At 37.4% G+C, this 21,732-nt stretch carries 22 protein-coding genes and 1 tRNA gene; 19 read left to right on the top strand and 4 right to left on the bottom strand.

All coding sequences use genetic code 11. From position 1 onward, the window contains the following. The first annotated feature begins 84 nt into the window (after positions 1–84). The 5 genes from CF394_RS07280 (at position 85) to CF394_RS07260 (ending at position 6,650) form a co-directional block, all read left to right on the top strand. Positions 85–1,704, top strand: a complete 1,620-nt coding sequence (locus tag CF394_RS07280; protein WP_165767494.1) for an AAA family ATPase — start codon at positions 85–87, stop codon at positions 1,702–1,704. Continuing rightward, on the top strand, positions 1,697–2,545 hold the full coding sequence (locus CF394_RS07275; RefSeq protein ID WP_094942627.1) for a hypothetical protein: 849 nt from the start codon (positions 1,697–1,699) through the stop codon (positions 2,543–2,545). Before CF394_RS07280 ends, CF394_RS07275 begins: the two co-directional genes overlap by 8 nt. 103 nt (positions 2,546–2,648) lie before the next feature. Further along, positions 2,649–4,235, top strand: a complete 1,587-nt coding sequence (locus CF394_RS07270; RefSeq protein ID WP_094942626.1) for an ATP-dependent nuclease — start codon at positions 2,649–2,651, stop codon at positions 4,233–4,235. Beyond that, positions 4,217–5,353, top strand: coding sequence for a UvrD-helicase domain-containing protein (locus tag CF394_RS07265; RefSeq protein ID WP_165767493.1), 1,137 nt, complete (start codon positions 4,217–4,219; stop codon positions 5,351–5,353). The genes CF394_RS07270 and CF394_RS07265 overlap by 19 nt, the downstream gene beginning before the upstream one ends. 358 nt (positions 5,354–5,711) lie before the next feature. Next, positions 5,712–6,650, top strand: coding sequence for a type II toxin-antitoxin system PemK/MazF family toxin (locus CF394_RS07260; RefSeq protein WP_094942624.1), 939 nt, complete (start codon positions 5,712–5,714; stop codon positions 6,648–6,650). Between the two features lie 165 nt (positions 6,651–6,815). Here the strand turns inward: CF394_RS07260 and CF394_RS07255 are convergent, their stop codons facing one another. Both CF394_RS07255 and CF394_RS07250 read right to left on the bottom strand, forming a co-directional pair. Further along, positions 6,816–8,255, bottom strand: a complete 1,440-nt coding sequence (locus tag CF394_RS07255) for an SEFIR domain-containing protein (protein ID WP_094942623.1) — start codon at positions 8,253–8,255, stop codon at positions 6,816–6,818. 74 nt (positions 8,256–8,329) lie between these two features. Beyond that, positions 8,330–8,947, bottom strand: coding sequence for a recombinase family protein (locus CF394_RS07250; RefSeq protein ID WP_094942621.1), 618 nt, complete (start codon positions 8,945–8,947; stop codon positions 8,330–8,332). 230 nt (positions 8,948–9,177) lie between these two features. On the opposite strand from CF394_RS07250, the gene CF394_RS07245 reads away from it, so the two are divergent. The 3 genes from CF394_RS07245 (at position 9,178) to CF394_RS07235 (ending at position 10,534) form a co-directional block, all read left to right on the top strand. After that, complete coding sequence (locus tag CF394_RS07245) at positions 9,178–9,471, top strand: DUF2087 domain-containing protein (RefSeq protein WP_094942620.1); 294 nt, start codon at positions 9,178–9,180, stop codon at positions 9,469–9,471. A 14-nt stretch (positions 9,472–9,485) separates the two neighbouring features. Further along, positions 9,486–9,830, top strand: coding sequence for a DUF6176 family protein (locus CF394_RS07240; protein ID WP_094942619.1), 345 nt, complete (start codon positions 9,486–9,488; stop codon positions 9,828–9,830). Positions 9,831–10,060: 230 nt separating this feature from the next. After that, positions 10,061–10,534 carry a hypothetical protein gene (locus tag CF394_RS07235; RefSeq protein WP_094942618.1) on the top strand — a complete coding sequence of 158 codons (474 nt, stop codon included), beginning with the start codon at positions 10,061–10,063 and terminating at the stop codon, positions 10,532–10,534. A 28-nt stretch (positions 10,535–10,562) separates the two neighbouring features. On the opposite strand, the gene CF394_RS07230 is transcribed toward CF394_RS07235, so the two are convergent. Together CF394_RS07230 and CF394_RS07225 are read right to left on the bottom strand one after the other, a co-directional pair. Continuing rightward, positions 10,563–11,890, bottom strand: a protein-coding gene (locus CF394_RS07230; protein WP_094942616.1) for an IS3 family transposase whose coding sequence is annotated in 2 segments (ribosomal slippage) — positions 10,563–11,512 and positions 11,512–11,890 — 1,329 coding nt in all. Because the reading frame shifts where the segments join, the coding sequence is not laid out codon by codon here. A 142-nt stretch (positions 11,891–12,032) separates the two neighbouring features. After that, complete coding sequence (locus CF394_RS07225; RefSeq protein WP_094942615.1) at positions 12,033–12,365, bottom strand: four-helix bundle copper-binding protein; 333 nt, start codon at positions 12,363–12,365, stop codon at positions 12,033–12,035. Positions 12,366–12,615: 250 nt separating this feature from the next. On the opposite strand from CF394_RS07225, the gene CF394_RS07220 reads away from it, so the two are divergent. The 11 genes from CF394_RS07220 (at position 12,616) to CF394_RS07170 (ending at position 21,554) form a co-directional block, all read left to right on the top strand. After that, positions 12,616–12,933, top strand: a complete 318-nt coding sequence (locus CF394_RS07220; RefSeq protein ID WP_094942614.1) for a thioredoxin family protein — start codon at positions 12,616–12,618, stop codon at positions 12,931–12,933. An 88-nt stretch (positions 12,934–13,021) separates the two neighbouring features. Continuing rightward, a tRNA-Cys gene (locus CF394_RS07215) sits at positions 13,022–13,092 on the top strand. A gap of 52 nt (positions 13,093–13,144) precedes the next feature. Continuing rightward, positions 13,145–13,609: a CopY/TcrY family copper transport repressor gene (locus CF394_RS07210; RefSeq protein WP_094942612.1), complete on the top strand. Its 465-nt coding sequence runs from the start codon at positions 13,145–13,147 to the stop codon at positions 13,607–13,609. A 27-nt stretch (positions 13,610–13,636) separates the two neighbouring features. Next, positions 13,637–13,852 (top strand): heavy-metal-associated domain-containing protein, encoded by a 216-nt coding sequence (locus CF394_RS07205; RefSeq protein WP_094942611.1) that lies wholly within the window; start codon positions 13,637–13,639, stop codon positions 13,850–13,852. A 17-nt stretch (positions 13,853–13,869) separates the two neighbouring features. Then, the gene (locus CF394_RS07200) at positions 13,870–16,326 is read left to right on the top strand and encodes a heavy metal translocating P-type ATPase (RefSeq protein WP_094942609.1); all 2,457 of its coding nucleotides are present in this window, start codon (positions 13,870–13,872) and stop codon (positions 16,324–16,326) included. Positions 16,327–16,342: 16 nt separating this feature from the next. Continuing rightward, complete coding sequence (locus CF394_RS07195; RefSeq protein WP_094942608.1) at positions 16,343–16,633, top strand: glutaredoxin family protein; 291 nt, start codon at positions 16,343–16,345, stop codon at positions 16,631–16,633. Positions 16,634–16,771: 138 nt separating this feature from the next. Then, positions 16,772–17,014 (top strand): heavy-metal-associated domain-containing protein, encoded by a 243-nt coding sequence (locus CF394_RS07190; RefSeq protein ID WP_094942607.1) that lies wholly within the window; start codon positions 16,772–16,774, stop codon positions 17,012–17,014. Positions 17,015–17,112: 98 nt separating this feature from the next. Further along, positions 17,113–17,802, top strand: coding sequence for a DUF8832 domain-containing protein (locus CF394_RS07185; protein ID WP_094942630.1), 690 nt, complete (start codon positions 17,113–17,115; stop codon positions 17,800–17,802). 70 nt (positions 17,803–17,872) lie between these two features. Next, positions 17,873–19,294 carry an MATE family efflux transporter gene (locus CF394_RS07180; RefSeq protein WP_094942606.1) on the top strand — a complete coding sequence of 474 codons (1,422 nt, stop codon included), beginning with the start codon at positions 17,873–17,875 and terminating at the stop codon, positions 19,292–19,294. 19 nt (positions 19,295–19,313) lie between these two features. Then, positions 19,314–20,837, top strand: a complete 1,524-nt coding sequence (locus CF394_RS07175; protein ID WP_094942604.1) for a multicopper oxidase family protein — start codon at positions 19,314–19,316, stop codon at positions 20,835–20,837. A gap of 210 nt (positions 20,838–21,047) precedes the next feature. Beyond that, positions 21,048–21,554 carry a CueP family metal-binding protein gene (locus tag CF394_RS07170; protein WP_094942603.1) on the top strand — a complete coding sequence of 169 codons (507 nt, stop codon included), beginning with the start codon at positions 21,048–21,050 and terminating at the stop codon, positions 21,552–21,554. Positions 21,555–21,732: the final 178 nt, after the last annotated feature.

Genomic DNA, 21,732 nt, shown 5'->3' with positions numbered 1-21,732 from the left:
TATTGGTGACGGAAAATATTTTTTCGGGCACTTGCGATGGTGAAAACCATTGATATATCAACATTTATAGAGGGAGGATTAAATTTGGATTTTATCGTCTTGCCAGTAAATACAGATGTAAGCTTTGAACCAAATGAAAATATATACCTTGTAGAAGATAACTGGAATGATTGGTGGAGATATAGAGTTTTATATCAAATGTATTTTAAGAGTTCTTCTGATGAAGTCATATATATTGGTTCTGTAAAAATCGGGGAATTAGAAATGGAGGAAAATCAAGATAAAGTTAGCATTCGAAAGAACTTTGAGTTTTTAGAAAACAAGTTCTTTTCTGTGGGACAAGACGCCTATTACTATGAAAACCTTAACAGGCTAGGTGATGAAATTCGGGACGAAGTACTTCGGAAATTAAATGATATTGCTTTAGATTTAGAATTGCTATTAAAAGTGAATGACTTAGATGTGACTAAAAGAGCGGTATTAAGAGACATTAAAGAAGACACTGTAAGGAATAGATTCAATAACTTAGCAAGAGGAAATTCTGCTTTAACCGAATACAATTTCGAATTTTCATTTCCTCATTATGGAAAAACTGGTGAGGGAGATTATAAATTGCCATTTACTTCTTATCCAGACTCTAATCCTCCAACAAATGTTCAAGCTATTATTGGAAGAAACGGCGTAGGTAAAACTCATTTACTCAATCAAATGGTCGCTTCTTTAATTGGTTCAAAAGAAGAACAAAGAAATAGTGGAGTGTTTAATGACTTACGTAATGAAGAAAAGATTTTCGACAATATTATCTATCTTTCCTTTAGTGCTTTTGACGATGCGAAGTTTTTTCAACCCAAAAAAATAAAAAGAAATGGGATTACTTATACATACATTGGGTTAAAAAGCTTAAAGACAAATATTAAAACTAAAAAGAAATCAATTCGTACAAAAAGTACAGAGGAACTGCGGAGTGAATTTATTGAAAGTATGTGGAAATGTAGAGCAATTCCTTCAAAAAAAGCCCGTTTAGAACAAGCAATTAATATGTTAAATACGGATCCGATTTTTGCGATTTCAGGTGTCACAGAGTTATTAAAGGCTACTCGCGAAGAAGAAAAGTATACTGAGATGGCAAAAATAGAGAAAAGAGATTTAACAGAAACGGAAAAAAATATTTTGAAAAAGAAGTTTATGGAACTAGCTATACCTCTATGCAAAAGATTCAGTTCTGGTCACAGTATTGTTCTTTTAACGATAATAAAATTAATTGAAGAACTAGAAGAGAAAACATTAGTTTTACTGGATGAACCTGAATCTCATTTACATCCGCCTTTGCTTTCAACTTTTACAAGAATACTTTCTTCTTTATTAGTGAGTCGAAATGGTATGGGAATCGTAGCAACACATTCTCCTGTCATACTACAAGAGATTCCAAAAAAGTGTGTATGGATTGCAGATCGTTATGGAACCGATTTTGTTTTTGAGAGGCCTGAAATGGAAACGTTTGGTGAAAATATAAATACTCTAACTAAAAATGTTTTCTCTTTTGAAGTCACTGATTCTGGTTTTCACAGATTATTACACGAGGTGGCAAATAAAGTATCTTCCTATGAGGAAGCACTGGATCTTTTCAACAATGAATTAGGAATGGAAGCAAAAGCAATTTTGAGAGCGTTGCTACAGCTAAAGGAGAGTAATACTGATGCGTAAACTGGCAAAACCTAATTATGAAATTGCGGATGTTTTTGAAACTTGTATTAGTAGAGTAAGCAATAGGGATTTAAAGGAAAGATATTCTGAGTGTTTACCAGATATATTAATAGCCGACAATAAATATAAAACCTTAGCTCCTCAAGCACTGTTATTTACATTCGAAGACAACCTTTGTAAAAACAGGCCTGTAACTATCAAAGAAATGAAAGCGATATATACCCAGAGGATGGCTCAGCAAACAGGACCAGGTTACGATATATATAAGAAAATAAAGAAAACAGCTATACATCGGACCTGTCCTATGTGTGGACATAGGAAAGTTACAACTTTAGACCATTACTTGCCTAAAGCATTATTTCCTTCGGTTGTCATAACTCCTCTAAATTTGATACCGTCTTGTTTTGAATGTAATAAAAAGAAATCCTCTAAGGTTTCTAATTCAAGTGAAAATGAAACTCTTCATCCCTATTTCGATGACTTGGGTGAGGAACGATTTCTATTTGCAGATGTAATTGAAACAACCCCCCCGGTAATTAATTTCAGTATCATAGCTCCATCAAACTGGAGCGAACAATTGACAAATAGAGTAAAGAATCACTTTGCTACTTTCAATTTGAACATTCTTTATCGTATTCATGCTGCTGACGAAATCCTAGGACAAAGTGGATACTGGAGTTTACTTAATAAAAACTCACTTAAGATGCACTTGAAGGAACAAGCTAATAGCCGTAGAAGTGTACATATAAATTCCTGGGAAACCGCACTATATGAAGGTATAGCGAAAAGTGAATGGTTTTGTGATGGAGGTTATTTACAATTACATGAACCTGATGAGTGATTTACTTAGTACTTTGCTGTGTCAGAAAAATAGTAGCTGCCATGGCTGTAACTTCAAAAAAACACGATGTAATCGAAATGGTTGAGGAAGAGGATGATGATATGTGGCAAATCTAAAAAAAATACGAATTGTTGGATATAAAAAGCATCAAGAATTTTGTATGGATTTCAACAGTGACTTGACGATTATTGTTGGAGAGAATGAGACAGGTAAAACCACTATATTAGAAGCTATTGAAATAGTACTGAACCAAAAGTATTTTAATTATTTGTCCAGCAGCTACGAGCAACAATTTACTAAAGCTGATATTAAAAGCTTTTTTAAAAATCCTGTTCATCAAAACTTGCCTTTTATTGAAATTGAAATCTATTTAGATCTTGATGGAACTTCTCCTGGTCATAGTTACTTCCATGGAGAGCATAACTTCGAAAAAGAAGGACATTATGGAATCAAGTTTAGATATTCATTTGACGATGAATTTATTCCTGAATTTAGCGCGATAGACTTTCAGGAAACTCCCATTTTACCTCTCGAGTTTTACAAAACAGAATGGAAAACCTTCTCAGGACAAGCGTATCGACGACAGAAGAATCCAATTAAATCCCTGCTTATAGACAACTCAAGCTATATTCGCGATATTTTTGGTTCGTATGCAAAACAAGTTTATGATAATGAAATCGATCTAGCTGATAAACGAAAGTTATCTATGGCATTCAAAACAAGTCTAAAAGAGTTTGAAAGCACCTCTCAAGAAATTCTAGACTTAGATAGTTTTCAGATATCGCTGGACGAAAAGAAAACTCTTATATCTAATTTAATTGAAATACAAGAAAATGGTATTTCAATTCAGAATATGGGGAAAGGGAAAGAAAATTTAATCAAGACCGAAATAGCCTTAGAAGGCAAGAAAAACCTAGTGCTAGTTGAAGAACCAGAAAACCATTTAAGTCATTCGAACTTAAAAAAATTAATAGAACTTGTTAAAGCAAAGCAAACCGGTTCGCAAATTATTTTAACTACTCACAGCCCAATGGTGACTAGTAAGTTGAATTTAGAAAATGTAATGTGGATTAATGATAAAGAAGCTACTTCTCTAGCAGCTCTTGATAATCAAACAGCAAAGTATTTCCAAAAGCTTGATAACATCAATATTCTACAATTTATTTTATCGACTAAAGTTGTAATCGTAGAAGGCGCAAGCGAATATATTTTATTACCTTTACTTTATCAGTTGAGTCATAAAAGATCATTAGAGGAAGACGGCATTGAAATAATCTCTGGTGAAGGCATAACATACAAACATTACATAAATTTAGCCAAAACCTTAGATAAAAAAATTCTTATTATAACTGATAATGATGGTGAACTTTCTAAAATTGAAGAAAGCGAGACTATTAATGAGGAATTAAAAGATGAAGGTTATCAAATTAAAGTGGCCATGCCAAACGACAAAAAGGAATTCACATTTGAAAAGTCTTTATATGATAAAAACGAATCTCTACTGTCTAGTTTTGCTAGAGGAAACGCTTCAGAGATATATAAAGACAAAAAATACCCTAAGAGTTTAGCCTTTATGCTAAATAATAAAGCTGAATCAGCTTTTAGAATCAGCAGCGATAAAAATTATAATGAAACAATAGAATGTCCTGATTATATTAGGGAGGGATTCAATTGGTTGAAAAACGAGTAATATTAGCTACCGCTGGATCAGGAAAGACATATCATATTGCTAATTCGTTACATTTAAATCAACGGAATTTGATTCTCACCTTTACGAATCAAAATGTAAAAAATATAGAAGAAGAACTAAAGAAAAGAGTTAAGGATGGAGTTTCTAAAACTACGGTAATGACATTTTCGAAATTTCTTTATCGATGGTTAATAAGGCCTTTTGAGCCGAATTTTACATTTGCTGATTCTCCGGTAGCCAGTGAAGGAGTCGATATCTTTAGTACACCTTTCGAACCGACCGACAGTGAGGGAAATAGAAATTGGAGGTACATAACCGATAACAAATTACACCACTATTTAAACAAGAGAAATAAATGTTACTATAGCTCAAGAATGAGTAAACTGTTCATCAAGCAGGGGGCAGTCTTACATAAAAAAGCACTTCAAAGGCTTAAAGTTTTTTTTGATTATATATACATTGATGAGGTTCAAGATTTTAGAGGAAACGATTTTGAGATCGTAAAAAAGTTACTTAACTTAAAGGGTCTCTCAGTAATCGCCGTAGGCGACTTTTATCAGCATTCAGTTTCGAAGTCGAATTTTAGAGAGAAAAAGCCCTTTAAAAAAGGGAAACAGGATGTAACTGAAGAAATGTATTTGGCGAGTTTTAATAAAACCATAATCATAGACAAGAACACTTTAATCAAAAGCAGAAGAGTTCCAGAGGAGATGTGTGGATTTATTCGTGAAAAGTTGAATATTGATATATACTCATCTAGCCCGGAGCGCGGAGAAATTCGTATAGTAAATGAAATAGAAACTTTAAATTCAGTTCTTCAAGACGATAACGTTATGAAACTAGTAGAAAAAAAGTATGAAGCGCATAGTTTTTCTCCACTAAATACTTGGAGTTACTGTAAGGGAGACACTTATGAAAACACCTGCATAATCTTGACGGGTAGTTTTAGTGACGTTGTAAAAGATGGGTTTTCTTTTCCGAAAAAAGTATCCCAAGCTCAAATAAACAAGCTCTATGTAGCTCTTACTAGAGCCACAAATATTAATTACATTGTACCCAAAAAAGTTTATGATAGTTGGAAAACTTCTGCGTATGAAAAGACAGGGATTAAAAGATGACAGAAGAATTCAAGCTTACAAGTGGAAAATTGGGAATGAAGAAAACAATACATAGCAGTAATTGTAATAAGTAAGTTGTAGAAGAAATAAAGGTAACCTATTGATAGTTTTTAAATATTTGAAAAGTATAATTTTAGTTGTAAATTAAGCCTCTCAAAAACGATGGTTTTCAAGCGGAAGAGAAGAAAATCTCAATTTTCTTCTTTTTTCTTTTAACTTTATTTCAAAACTCAATTATAAATCAATCTATCAAAAAGGTGACGCCTAAATTTGATATAATCAATTTAGAAAAAAAACTTTCTTTCTCTTGATCATTTAAAATAATTTAAGGATGAAAAGTTTCTAAGGAGATTATTGAATGAATTTTAATGACTTTACAAATACTATAGATTCTTTAAATAACGGAGATGACAATGTCGCTTTAAAACGGTTAATTCGAGAATTGAGTGATTTAGAAACTAAAATAGAAAAATTGAGCTCTCAAGATTATGTTGAATTAAACAATGTACTAAAAGGATTCGATGGTTTATATAATGTTTTATCTGGCCAACCTGAAATAAATCAAGGAATTACTATGGAAAAGCTTACTCTATTTGCTGAATGTGATTCTCGGCTAGAAAATTTTGATTCTCATGTTCAAAAGTTCAAACCAGATTTTACAAAGTTAGAAATTGTTCATTGTGATTTTACTGGAGTAGGTTTTGAATGGAATGGCCCCCATTATGCAATAGTGTGGGAAGTTGACCCGAAATTTGATTCGGTAATGGTAATTCCTTTAACAAGCAAAAAAAGAAAGCACTTACCAGGAATATTTTCTGTTGGCCAAGTTGCAGGCCTTCCTAAAGGAGAGACCACCGTACTTGTATCAGATATGACAAGAGTTTCGAGAAAAAGACTTTCTAAAATTATGTATAAACATCCTCGGAATGGAGTGAAAGCAGCTAAATTACCAAATCCTTGGCTCACAAGAATTCAAGAAGCTATTGTTGTAATTTATTCGGGAGAAAAAACTTTCGAAGAATACATTATCAATAATTGCGGAGTAGCCATGCCAAAAGATTTAAAAGTCTTAAACACATTAAGGTATAAACCTATTAAAGGAAGTTTTGACAGTCATACACTTAAATTTAATTATCGGCTATGGAATGATAATCAAGAGCAATGTATAGAGTTGCTAAACCCAAATGAAAAAATTGATAAATTCACTAAAAAAAACCTTATAAAAGATTTATTCTCCGAAGATCAATTAATAAGAGAAACAGCAGAGAAAGAGTGCTCAAGGTTATATGATATTTAATTTAAAGCATTTGACTATCTAAAATATATTTTATATACTATAATTAAATATATAAAGAAATCCTCGTTAAGAGGCGCAACATTAAAATTTTATGAAATCCCTGTTAAAGGGCGCAAGAAAGGGAAGGGAAGGACAATTAAAAACTGTCCTTCCCTTTCTCTGTCTCTAATACTTAGCGATTTCTTCTAATTCATCGGAATCAAAATAAAGACTAGTCAATCCCATTCGTGAAGAGGAGTTTATTTTATTTGCGAAATCAGTAAGCAAAGCTTTCATTTCCTCAATTGTAGATACGCCGTACATTTCTTTGACACTCTCATAATAATTTTTAGATTTTAACTTTTTTATAAAATCTAATTGTCGGTAAGGTAAGTATGGGATAGTAGCAGGGAACCAATTAGAGTATTGCTTTTTATTAGGGTGAGCTAAATCAATGAGTGTTATTAAAAAATCTGCTTCAAGCAAAGATTCGAACGGAATTTTTTGGATATTTGCTCGTTGCTTCAGCAATTGGCCGGTGTATGAAATAAACTTTTGACCGTTTGCATGTGGTTGAACATCTTCCAAAAATTGAGGATAAGTTCTAAATAATGCAATAGAACCTTCTCGTTCCCTAGATACTCCATCAGAAAGAATATAGTGATTGGAGACTATTTCTTTAAGTTGATTGTATTTTTTATATTTTATTAATAAAGCTGATGTATACAATATTATTTCATGAACGAATAATTTCATGTGTTCGAATTGTGCTTCAAAAACAGTCGATTTGTTATCAGCTCTTTTTGTCATGCGGGGATATATAGACTCTAAAAAGTCGATGATATTCATTGCTGCTACTTCATCTGCTTCACGGATGTAGTATTCAATGAACTTCACGAAACTGTCTCTAAGATCGGTCATTTCAGAATAAACATCATATACACGTTCGGCTATTTCGTCTCTTGATTCTGGAGAAAATGCGAACGATTCAAAATCCTCTAGAAAAACTTCTATAAAATCGAAGAAGTATACATTGATATTATTAGGTTTTTTCTCAGATCGATTTTGAAAAGTTCTCAATGCAAAGTGGCTTCTCAATGATTCCTCTTTTTCATCTTTTAATAGATAACTAGGTGCTGTGCCTAATTTAGGCTTTTTATGTTCGGGTTTCCCATATAAGTTTCTTAGAAGTCTTTCATAACTATCCTCATATACGTCATCAGAAGACAAGTCTATGTATTTGCTGGTTCCGAAGTAGACAGGCATATATACTTGCCCTTCAGTTCCTTTTTCAGCGATTATAGGTATGAATTTGGTTTGAGCAGTATCTTTATAAACTTCTTTTGAAATAATGACGGTTTCCGTTCCTACTCCTCCTTGATACCCATTTGCTTTTTTTGTGTAGAGTTCGTCGCAAATCACTAATACTTTTTGGATGGTTGGATCCGTAACTGATTTTTCCATGAAAGCATTTAAGTTTTGCCCCTCTACACTATCCCATTTATCTAAAACAACCTCCACTCCATCACTTACTAATCTTTTGGCTAACTCCAAAACCCATTCTTCGTGTTCTGGAGTTGTCCAAGAGTAAGAAATGAAGATTTTGTCAGCAGTTAATTCGCTCAATTCGTGATTCCTCCTCTTTGCATAAACATTATATTATTCAATGGATATGGTGCAATTTAATCGGGTTTCTTCTATTATACTAATTTTATCGACTCGTCTTCGAGTGCCTTTACCAATTTATAAAAACTGGTTTTTTTAACTCCGGCTTCCTGCATGGCTTCCACTGCTGTTAGCTCCCTAGCTTTCCATTTTCTATAAACCTCTTTAAATTCATCTGACACAAAAACGGTAGGTCTGCCAAACTGTATGCCATTTTGCAATGCCAGATCGATTCCTTCCCGCTGCCGTTTCCGGATGCGTTCTCGCTCCTCTTCAGCCATCCAGGAAAGAATCTGCAAAACCAATTCCGCAATGAATGTCCCCATGCTATCTTTGTATTGAGTTGTATCGAGTAATGGCATATCCAGCACCACAATATCAGCTTCGATGTTTTTCGTGAGGTCATTCCATTCCAGGAGAATCTCTTCTTTGTTCCGGCCAAACCGGTCCAAAGAATGAATGTACAAAATATCTCCGTTTCGGATAACCCGTTTCAATAATTGATAGTTTGCGCGCTCAAAGTTTTTTCCGCTTTGTTTGTCCAAATAAATGTCCCGGTCATTGATGCCCATTTTTCTCATGGCCTCCAATTGACGGCCTTCGTTTTGATCTTTGCTGCTAACGCGTATGTAGCCAAATTTACGATGTTCCATAGTTCACCTCAAAAATACTTGTTTCCCCTAATTATACCTGAAAACCGTTCGTAAAAGTGTGTGCGAATTCGCGAACGTTCGTAAAGTCGTTTGATACGTTTACGAACGCTTTAAATTCTAAAAAGAGCCTCGTAAAGTCGATTTATAATTATTTAAATTTTTGGTACAATTTTGAAGTGATTATAAAATGTTAAATGTCACAAAAATGTTTCCGGCGAGGGGGAAAGTAAATGAGTGAAAAATATGGAATTACAGCTGAAGAAAAAGAGAAAGTACTGGATATTTACTTTAAAGGTGATTTTAGTAATGTGATTGAAGTATTTCCTAGCAAAGAAAAAAAGAAAATTATTATTTTAGAGCACATAGTGACACGATTTGAACAAAATCAAACGTATTCAGAATCCGAAGTGAATGAGATTCTTAAGAAGATCTATCATGATTATGTATCTATTCGGCGATATTTGATTGAGAACAGTTTTTTTAATCGAAGTAAAGACGGCTCATTGTATTGGATAAAAGAATAAAGGGGAGAATCGAAGTGAACGTTGAGTTGACAAGATATCGTGTAATAGATGGGAAATCTGCTGTTGTTGATGAATGGTTAACCTTCTTGGACGAGAATATGAAGGAAGTATTAGTTACACTTGAAGGCGAAAAAATGTATGTTGAAACGATCTTCAGAGAAGTACTTGATGGACATGAATATCTATATTGGTATTCCATACAAGACGAGGGTGGCATAGAGGTCGAAAGTTCGACACACTGGATCGATGAAAAGCATCTTGCCTTTTGGAAAGAATGTATTGATTCGTCATTTCAACCAGTAGACTTAGTTACATCAGTGGTGATGATTCCTTCTACTGTAAAAGATAGCATGAAGTAAAGATTAAGGAATTGAGCTATCCTTTTTCAGATTGAGTTAAAGCGTTTACATATCAGTACTTATCCGCGGGGAAGAGACTTCATAAAAGATCTCTTCCTTTTTCCGTTCATGTAAGTGTACTTTTACGAACGGTTTAAAAACATTGAAAATTTCATTTTGATGTTAAGATTTGTATATCTGAAATATATTTCATCTTCAAAATGATTTATCAAGTGGAAAGGAGAGTTTTTATGAACAGAGAAGTGTTAAAATTTTTGAATTCTATAACTCGCGTTCAAAATAGTCTTATAAGAGAAGGCAAACTCCCGTCTAAATTCGTAGCAATGAATAATAATCAGGATTTAGTAAGATTAAGCTTGCGCTTACAGAACCTTATGCAAAATTCTTTTGATTCTTATATGAAGGATTCTTATCAGCATCTGAAACTAACGCTAGAAGAAATTGGAGAAGATGCCATCACATTTAACAAGCTTGTGATTGAGTTAGGCTATCCTCCGCACGGAGATATTCCGGCAGATCTTATTAGTGGGGTGGCAGGGAATTATGAAGTCGAAGGAATTGAAGAAGTAAAGGAATACATAGATGATCTATATTTTCATATTTATGAGGACCAGAAGATAGATGCTCTTATGGTTAAATGGGAAAACAACAAAATCCTAAAGAATAGACTCCCGATTTTAAGGAATGAACTGAGCCCCATTTAGTGGACAATTTAATAAAAGCACCCGGCAGCTAGGCTGCGATCAGATGACTTCGGTATTGTGCCGGAGTCATCTTTTTTAGGTTCCATTGCTTGCGCGTTCCGTTGTAATGCGCCATGTATTCATCCACCAGCCCCTTTAATTCGGCTAGGCTGGTCGCCTGTTTAAACTCGACTTCATCTTTAAAGTGACCGAAAAACGATTCGATGGGGACATTGTCGAGACAGTTGCCCCTGCGGGACATCGACTGGGTCAATTTCATTTTCTTCACGCGTCGTTGGTATTCAGGGTGGGTATAGTGGAAGCCTTGATCGGAATGAATCATCGCTTCTGGATGGACATTTTCATCCAGCGCTTCCTTCAGCTTTTGTAAGGTGTGGTACACAATTTCCATTGTGAGCGTCGTTGTCACTTCATAGGCGACGATTTCTCGGGTCGCGACGTCTTTCACGGCAGAAAGATATGCCATTTGCCCCGAACGGTTGGGCAGGTACGTAATATCGGTCACGAACACCTTCCCGGGTTCGTCTTGTTCAAACTCGCGGTTTAAGAGGTTTGGACAGACCGCGTGCTCCTGTGTGGCTTTGGCGATTTGCTTGTAAGGATTCGCTCGTCGGATTTTGGCGAAGAGATTGAATTTGCGCATAAGGCGCAGAATCTTCTTGTGGTTCATCGGCGTCTCAAGCAGTTCAGCGAGTGCCATATAAAAGGTGCGATACCCGACTTTCCCACGATGCGCATCGTAGATGCTTTTGAGCAACAGGTAATCTTCATAGTCCTGTTCTTCGCGAATGGCGTGCTGTTCCACTTTCTCCAACCAAGCGTAGTAGCCACTTCGCCTGACGCCCGCTGTCTGGCATAGGGCCTCCACCAAATTCTTCAGTTGGCATTTCCGGACCACCGCATTGATCGCTTCGAACTTTTCCGCTGGGGTCAGCTGCGTTTCTTCGCCTGCCTCTCGAGTGCCTCGAGCTTTTTTAGCAACTCGTTTTCGGCTTCCAGGTATTTAATGCGCGCTTCCGCCTTCTCCAACTTTTTCTCGGCAGAGAGCTCTTGAGTAGAAGGGCGGCCGGTACTGCCTTTTCCACGACGTTCTTCCCAAAACCCTTCTTCGCCGTAAAGTCGGAACGTTTTCCGCCAACGTTTTAATGTCTCTTTCGGTTTGTCCGATCCAATTACCGTCAGGTCAAAACCGTTTTCGGCAAAAATTTGCGCCGGTCCTTTGCCTTGCAAGTTTTCGTTAACGGCTTTCACCTTAAATTCAGGTGTGTATTGAATCGTTCGATCCGAAACCGTTTTGACATTCGGATTCGCTTCCAATGTGCGCCGTTGATATTCGTTAAAGATGATTTTACTCATAATAACCTCTCCCGTTCCAATAGATATGTTCAGTATACCGGGGTCTGAAAACAGAAAAAACCCCAAATGGGGGGCACTTTTTAAAGTGTCTACCATTTGGGGTTCAGTTCAAAATAGGTTTCCGGTGGGTTTTTTCGTGAAATTATGCGATGCTTCGGCAAGCTTCTGCGCATTTGCGACAAGCTTCCGCACAGCGTTTGCAGTGTTCATGGTGTTCAGCATGCTTCGCGCATTCATCTCCGCATGCTTCACAAATTTTTGCACAAACCGCAGCCAGCTCAGCAATAAAAGGAGAATTCCGTGTAATCGCATGTTCTAAAAATGCGCAAATCTCCGCGCATTCACGGTCTAGTCGGATGCAATCGACCATCATTTTTACGTCTTCTTCTTGAAGACAAGCGTCAAAACAATGATTACATTCTGCTGCGCAATCATGTAAAGCCTGAATTAACTCTGGGTACTGATTATGTGCCATGTGTAAAACCTCCATTTTTTAATGTAGTGGTTCAGTTCTTCTTCTTCCCGTTTGTTTTGTAATTAAACTTAACCTCCGAAACTCCACGAAAAATGCACAATTTAGTTTATTTGTATGTAAACAGATGGGTTTCCGATTTTCTAATGTATTTTTTTCGAAAGGAAATATAAAAAGGTTGACAAATAACGTTTACGTTTGTAATCTATTGTTATCTACAGTTGTAGACGATAATTTCAGGAGGTGACAAAGTATGATAAATAATTTTCAAATAGCTCAATTAGAAGAAATTAAAAATGAAGAGAAACCAGTGATATTGAAGTTCACGGCTGACTGGTGTCCAGGGTGCAAACAGCTTGCTCCAGTCATCGAACATTTGGCTGACGAAAATCGAGAGGTTATTTTTTACGATGTTGATGTAGATAGAAACCTGGATTTTGCTCAACAAACTTATGGAGTTATGAGTATACCCACTTTGATTTTATTAAAAAAAGGAAAAGAAGTGGATAGAGTGACAGCGCCGGAACCTTCTGAGAAGGCAATTTTGGAGTTCATCCATAAAAATCTGTAAGTAACGACAGCGAAAACATAATGGTTGACAAAATGTGTTTACAAATGTAAACTAAATTTAAGATTACATTTGTAAACATAATATATATGGCGGTATAGCCAAGGGGTAAGGCAGAGGTCTGCAACACCTCGATCATCGGTTCAAATCCGGTTACCGCCTTTCATCACAACTTTATGGTTTTGCAAATTAGAACTTAAGGAGGCGTATTGGAATGAACGAACAAATAGAAACAAATATCACAGATGCCGAGTGGGAAGTAATGCGGGTAGTCTGGGCACAGGACAATGCGACTAGTAAATATATTATTGACGTCCTTGAAAAGAAAAAAAGTTGGAAGCCCGCTACGACCAAGACCTTCATCGGAAGACTAGTAAAGAAAGGAATGCTAACTACTGAAGCCGAAGGTAAAAAATTTATCTATTCCGCTGCCGTCGAAGAAGGGGACATGATTAGAGAAACTTTTTACAATTTACTTGATCATATCTGCAATAGAGATGTTGGAAATACAATTGGTAATATGATTGCGCAGGCCACATTGAGTGTCCGCGACATTGAAAATCTTAAGGAAATCTTACTCCAGAAAGAATCTGAAGCAGTGGAAGATATTCCATGCAACTGTGTACCTGGACAATGTAAGTGTCAAGATCATTATTGTTCATCGCAACATTGTTCATAAATAAACTGGAAACGGGAGGTGTAAGTAATGAAAAAAACCATTTTAACTATTAAAGGGATGACCTGCGCTCACTGTGTTAATAAGATTGAGGGGGCACTTCAAAATCTTGAAGGGGTCAAGAGTGCAAAGGTCAATTTGCAAAAAGGTACTGCTAAAGTGAAATATGATGAAGCGATACGAAATTATGATGATTTTTCAAAAGCTGTGGAGGATGCTGGCTATGAGCTTGAATCAGCCAAATAGGATGGAGGTTTGTGGAAATGGAAAGTAAGACGTTTGCAGTGGAAGGCATGACTTGTGCATCGTGTGTACAGACGATCGAAAAGGCGACTAAGAAGTTGCCAGGAATTGTCGAGTCAACAGTTAATCTTGCAACCAACAAGTTGACAATCAGCTACGATGAAAACATGGTTTCGCCCCAAGATATTCAGAACACAGTTGAAAAAGTAGGTTACAAAGCTTCTACAGACACGGAACAGAAAACATTTGCAGTCACTGGTATGACTTGTGCATCGTGTGTACAGACGATAGAGAAAGCTACAAGGAAGCTAGCAGGTGTACTGGAGTCGAATGTGAATTTAGCGACAGAAAAGCTGGTGGTCAAATATGACCCCGTTCTTGTAACTGTCTCTGATATTACACAGGCAGTAGCCAACGCTGGGTATGAAGCAAAAGAAGACAGTGGACCGGCCGACAGCCAAGAATCCGAAAAAGAGAAGAAGTTAAAAAAAGTCCGATCGATGTGGAACCGTTTCATTGGATCGGCAATCTTCACAGTACCGTTGTTGTACATTTCAATGGGGCATATGATAAACCTGCCCTTGCCAATGTTTATAGACCCGATGATGAATCCGCTGACGTTTTCTCTGTTGCAATTGATTCTAACCATTCCAGTCATACTATTCGGATGGAAGTTCTACTCTGTCGGATTTAAAACATTATTTAGAGGACATCCGAACATGGATTCCTTAGTGGCTTTGGGAACTAGTGCTGCGTTCCTTTATAGTTTAGGTGCTACAGCCGCTATCTCGATGGGCTCTAGCGGATATGTGAATAATCTTTATTATGAGTCAGCTGCGGTCATATTGACGCTAATCACATTAGGTAAATATCTGGAAGTTAGCTCAATGGGGAAAACTTCAGAAGCTATTGAAAAGCTTATGGGCTTAGCCCCAAAAACGGCAAGAGTCATTCGAAGCGGACAAGAAGTTGAAATCTCTATAGATGAAGTAGTCGTTGGTGATACGATTATTGTAAAACCAGGAGAAAAGATTCCTGTAGATGGAGTTGTCGTTCAAGGTCTCACTTCTGTTGATGAATCGATGTTGACCGGGGAAAGTATTCCGGTTGAAAAAAATGTAGGGTCAAATATCATCGGAGCAAGTTTCAATAAGAATGGAACTATTCAATACCGCGCGACAAAAGTAGGGAAGGATACTGCATTATCCCAAATCATTAAATTAGTCGAGGATGCACAAGGTTCAAGGGCTCCTATTGCCAAATTAGCGGATATTATTTCCGGCTATTTCGTACCCATCGTCATCGTCATTGCCATACTTTCTGGATTGGCTTGGTACTTCGGTGGACAAACAGGACTATTCGCATTGACAATTACCATCTCGGTCCTTGTGATTGCGTGCCCATGTGCATTGGGGCTTGCTACGCCTACTGCAATCATGGTAGGAACAGGAAAAGGTGCTGAGAACGGTGTACTGATCAAGAGTGGAGGAGCACTGGAAACCACTCATAAAATTCAAACCATCGTTTTTGACAAGACAGGCACGATTACCGAAGGAAAGCCAAAAGTCACAGACATTATCACTGTCAATGGCAACAACGAAGAAACCCTTCTTCAGTTAACAGCATCTGCTGAAAAAGGTTCTGAGCATCCACTAGGCGAAGCGATTGTAAGGGCTGCGGAAGAGAAGAAAATGAAGATGATGAGCCTCGGTAATTTCGAAGCCATTCCTGGACACGGAATTGAAGTCATGGTTGATGGAAAGAGATTGCTTGCGGGGAACCGGAAACTGATGGTGAAACAGAACATCTCTCTAACTGCGCTGGAAGAAGTATCTGATAAACTGGCGCAACAAGGTAAGACACCTATGTATGTAGCAATCGATAATCAGATTGCTGGGATTATCGCTGTGGCAGATACAGTGAAAGAAAACAGCAGGAAAGCAATTGAAAAGCTTCAGAAAATGGGCATTGAGGTAGCTATGATAACGGGGGACAACAAAGGAACAGCCATGGCAATTGCAAAACAGGTTGGAATTGACCGTGTCCTCAGTGAAGTGTTGCCGGAAGATAAAGCGAATGAAGTGAAAAAACTACAAGCAGAAGGCAAGAAAGTGGCGATGGTTGGAGACGGAATCAACGATGCCCCTGCCTTAGCACAAGCGGATATTGGAATTGCAATCGGATCGGGAACAGACGTCGCTATCGAGTCAGCAGACATTGTACTGATGAGAAGTGATTTGATGGATGTACCGACCGCAGTAGAATTGAGTAAATCGACAATCCGAAACATTAAACAAAATCTTTTCTGGGCTTTCGCTTATAACGTAATGGGGATTCCATTCGCAATGGGTGTTATCTACTTGGTGGGAGGACCGTTATTAAATCCAATGCTTGCGGGGGCTGCAATGAGTCTAAGCTCTGTTTCTGTCTTAGTAAATGCGCTGCGATTGAAACGTTTTAAACCTTCGTTAGCATAGTAAAGGAGAGCTTGACATGACAAACAATTTGGAACTTGTATTATATACACGTCCCACGTGTTCAGATTGCCAAGATGCTAAAACCTATTTAGCGTCCCACGCAATTTCCTATCACGGAAAAGATGTTGCAAAGGATTTGAGTCTTGAACAGGAGATGATTGAAATCTCCGGGAATAGAATTGTCCCTTTGTTCGCATTTTATAAAAAAGGGATATTAGGCAAAAAGAAACTAGTCGAATCTTTCATTGGATTTGAGGCCAATAAAAAAGTTATTCTTAAACTCTTGAATTCGATTGATAAAGCCTAGTACTGCCTAGTTAAAGAATTTTGTCCGTTAACAATTACCTCTGATTGCAGATCGATTAGTTAAGGAGGTGAAGATTTTAATTTTTGCACGAAATATACAATACTCGGGTATAGTAATGAAAATTAGGAGGAATAAGCGATGAAAGAAACAACATTAAATGTAGTCGGTATGTCATGTAGTTCATGTATAAATAAAATTGAAGGTCAAGTAGGAAAACTCACTGGTGTAGATACTGTAAAAGTTAAACTTTCTGACGGCCAAGTGGATGTATCTTTTCAAGATGAACAAGTTACTTTGGACGAAATTAAAGCGGCTATTCAAGAAACTGGATATAAAGTTGCTGATACAAAGAACGAAATAGGTTGTTCCTGCTGCAAATAAGCAGGTTTAGCGTTTTTAGATCGAGACAAAATTTAATCGAGAATAAGATGAAAACACATTGAATGATAAGTCTAATTAACAAAAATCTAAAAAAAGGAATGTTGAAATTGAAAAATCATGAACACCATCACAACCATTCAAAATCGACCGAAAACGAAGTGTTTGTAAATGCTGCATATGAGAATGGAAAACTCTTTATAGAGTTACAAGATAAAAATCAAAAAGCACCCGAATTAGAAGTCAGTCATGAAAAAGACTTGCATCTGATTGTGGTAAGTGAGGACTTGAGTGAATACAAACACCTCCATCCTGTTCAAACAGACAAAGGTAAATTTGAATATGATATTCAATTAGCATCAGGCATGTATAAGCTTTTTGTGGACATCCAACCAAAAGGATTGGCATATCAAGCCACTCCTGTTCATCTTCATGTAGGTCATCATCAAGTCACATCTGAGCTGCCAGCCCTTGAAGTAGACACAGAATTCAGAAAAACCATTGATGGTCATACAGTAGAGCTATCTGTCGACTCACTGAAAGCTCACCATCCTACAGTATTCACGTACGATACGAAGGATAGTACACCTGAACCTTACTTAGGGGCCCTGGGACATGTTGTAATTTTAGATGAAAAAGGAGAGCAGTTTATACACGTTCACCCGTCATTCGATGACAATACTGTGTTTGAAACCATTTTTCACCAGCCTGGTCACTACAAAGTATGGAGTGAATTTAAGTTTGAAGGAAATGTATATGTCTATCCGTTTGTGATAAATGTAACAGAGTAAAAACAGCGGCCCATATATCATATATGGGCCGTTTTTAAATAATTGGATTCACTGAAAGGAGGGACCCCAAATGAACAAGGGGGAGGTGTTATTAAATACGGATGATAAACGAACTAAAATAAAACTAATTTTCATCCTGGCTTTACCAGCAGTTGCCGAGAACTTCTTTCAAACACTGCTTGGTTTTGTTGATACGCTATTTGTCTCAAGAATCGGCCTTGCTGAAGTTTCAGCTGTAGGGGTCACTAACGCGATTTTAGCTATTTACTTTGCAGTATTTATGGCAATCGGTGTGGCGGTAAACGTATACGTGGCAAATAATTTAGGGGCTGGAAAAATCGAAAGAGCAAGACATATTGCACAACAAGCAATTATCTTGTCTGTACTGATAGGTGTGCTCTTTGGTATAGTAACTTTGTTTTTTGCTAAGCCTCTTCTCCTATTGATGGGCATTGATAATGAAGTACTGCAGCCAGCCAGTCTCTATTTCAAAATAGTAGGTATCCCTTCGGTAGTTATGGCCCTCATGTTTACACTGAGCAGTATCTTACGCGGTACTGGCGATACCAAGTCTCCAATGAAAGTCAGTATTGTTGTCAATATTGTCAACATTGTGCTTGATTATCTAATGATTTTTGGTTTCTGGATGATTCCGGGGCTTGGAATCGTCGGAGCCGCACTTGCTACCGTTATTGCGCGCGTTGTTGGGACTATTTTATTGGTGAATTACATCCGCAAAACGGATGTCATCGCGTTTAGAAAAGATTTCTGGAAACCTGATATGGAACATCAAATAGAATTGATGAACTTAGGTAGCCCAGCGGCTGTTGAAAGACTGGTAATGAGAGCTGGACAGATCGTTTATTTTGGGTTCATTGTCGTCCTTGGAACTAATACATTTGCCGCACACCAAATAGCAGGAAATCTTGAAATATTCTCATACATGCTTGCTTATGGGTTTGCAACTGCTGCCACGATTCTCGTTGGGCGAAACATGGGCGCTGGTGATTATGAAAGTGCAAAAGAATATGCAAAATTAAGTACTTACTTGGCAATGGGTTTCATGTCACTCTTCGGTATTTTGCTTTTCTTCTTCGGAGGATGGGCAGGGTCGCTCTTTACTGATGATCAACAGGTGATCAACGATATTGATATTGCACTAAAAATTGCGGCCATCTTCCAACCGTTTTTAGCTGTCGTCCTTGTCCTTACAGGAGGATTTCAAGGAGCGAACAATACAAAATTCCCAATGTATCTGACAACGGTGGGAATGTGGGTTATCCGAACAGGAGCCGTCTACTTGCTGGCTATCCAGCTTGAGATGGGCATAGCAGGTGTATGGATTGCAATCGGACTCGATATTGTTTTTAAGGCAATCGTTCTCTGGTTCCAGTTTAGTAAAGACCGTTGGATTGTTGTAAAATCAGAACCCCAAAGTCCCTGTCACCCACAGACCAAACATGAAAAATCCAGATGCGTAAATGACTATTAAAACAGGAGGTCAACAGAATATGAAGAAATATTTAGTTGTATTATTATTACTTCTCATGGTAATTGGAACACTTATCGCTTGCTCCGACTCAAATACCATGAATCATTCAGATATGAACATGGAAGACCATAGCAATATGGACGAGATGGACAATGAAATAGATATGAATATGGAAGACCATAGCAATATGGATGAGATGGATAATGAAATGAAACATGGTGAATTAAAAAAATTGAAAGATTCAAAGGGAGAGAATGAAATTTCCATTCCAGTCGCCTTAAAGAGTGAAAGTGATAAAGAGACGGCTTATACAATTCGTGCCCAAAAGGGTAAAACGGAATTTTATAAAGGCATCAGCTCTGATACCTTAGGATACAATGGCTCATTATTGGGTCCTATGCTCAAGTTCAAATCCGGTGAAAAGGTAACAATCCGATTGATCAATGAACTCGGTGAAGACACGACTTTTCATTGGCATGGTCTTGAGATACCCGGGGATGTAGATGGAGGTCCCCATAATAAATTAAAACCCGGGGAAGAACGCATTATTTCCTTTGAAGTTAAGCAGGATGCAGCTACTTTATGGTTTCATCCACATCCTGAAGGGAAGACGGCAGAACAAGTCTATAGTGGTCTAGCAGGCTTGATTTATATCGAAGATGATCAATTGAGTGAACTGCAGTTACCTGATCAATATGGCATTAATGATATTCCTCTAGTTATTCAAGACAGAATGTTCGAAGAGAAGCGCCTAGATTACCAAGCTGCAAAAAACTCAGACGGTACAGTGGGCGATACAGTACTTATAAACGGCACTGTAGATCCGAAACTGACAGTAGCAAAAGAGAAAGTAAGGCTGCGACTGTTGAACGGATCAAACGCCCGCAATTTTACATTTAAACTGAGCAACGGAGATTCTTTCGTTCAAATTGGAACGGATGGCGGTTTATTAAATGCGCCTGTGAAAACGAATGAGCTGACTTTGGCCCCTTCAGAAAGGGCGGAGATTATTGTTGATTTTTCTAAGATAGAAGAAAATGAAATCGCGCTGATTAATGAAGAAGGTATCAATATTCTCGATTTCCAAGTGTCAGAACCAACAACATCTTCGAGAGAAATTCCTGAAAAAATGAATGACTTTGAAATCACTGATGAAGAAATGGCACTACCCGTGACTAAAAAAATCGAGTTGTTCGGTATGATGGAGAATGTCACAATCAATGGAAAGAAATTTGATGCCGACCGAATCGATTTAAAGCAAGAAAAGGGAGTGACAGAGGTTTGGGAGATTTACAACAAACCAGATGAAATGGGAGGTATGATTCATCCATTCCATGTTCACGGAACCCAATTTAAAATCATTTCAAGAGACGGGGAAAGTCCGTCCGAAAACGAACAAGGCTGGAAAGATACGCTTTCAATCGCGCCTGGTGAAAAGGTGGAAATTGCAATCAAGTTTAAATATGAAGGAGTTTATATGTTTCATTGTCATATTCTTGAACACGAAGACAATGGAATGATGGGACAAATTAAAGTCTATTGACCATGTAATTAAATATTATATAAACGCTTCTTTGCCAATCGAAGAGTTTAGGAAACGATTGCGCGGCTTCAATTCCTGCCGACTTAGTGATCTTCTATATAAAATACATGGATTTATTTAGCAAGAGTGCAGGAGTCCCTAAAGTCGTAAGAATTCAGCACTTGATAGAAGAATCGACTTTGCTATAGTAGGGAGAAGAGGAGAGATAATATGAAAATTCCATTTTTTGTACTCATGTTAGCTTTACTTGGCTTACTATGGGGCTGCAATGACGAACCTTCATCGGCCCAAGTAGAAGTAAAGGAGTTGGTGGCTGACTTGAGTGGAAGTGACGAAGTTAGTGCAGCTTCAATTGATGACCAACAAGTAACAGTTGAAGACAAGGGAGATAAATCGGTCTATCCGTTGCCGGCAGAAGAGTTCTTTGTCTCAATTGCCCCATATGAAACATATACGCACCCTTGTGAAATTCATAGCTTAACAGGATGCCAAGGTGAATTAGCAGAAAAGGAAATGAAGGTAATCATTACCGACAACGAAGGGAAAGTTTATGTAGATAAGATGATGAAGACTCCAGCGAATGGGTTCATCGACCTGTGGCTGCCTCGAAATCGACCTTACGTGGTTGAAATTGAAGCTGAAGGAAAGACTGGAGAAATTAATTTTTCAACATTTGACGGAGATCCAACTTGTTTAACCGACTTATTGCTGAGTTAAGTCGAATATTCCCTTTCAGATTGCCCATCTTAAAGATGAAGTGAATTGTTTATGGCTAACATTAGCATGCATTCAGAATACAATGAAGAAGAGGCAGAGATTAATCGATCTAGGTTAGTAAGACATAATAAAGCAAAAGCAGTCTATAAAGAAGAAGAAAACAGAGTTTTATACTAAA

The sequence above is a fragment of the Tetzosporium hominis genome (genome assembly GCF_002265435.1).
Lineage (GTDB): Bacteria > Bacillota > Bacilli > Bacillales_A > Planococcaceae > Chryseomicrobium > Chryseomicrobium hominis.
This window is presented reverse-complemented; position numbering and strand designations above follow the sequence as displayed.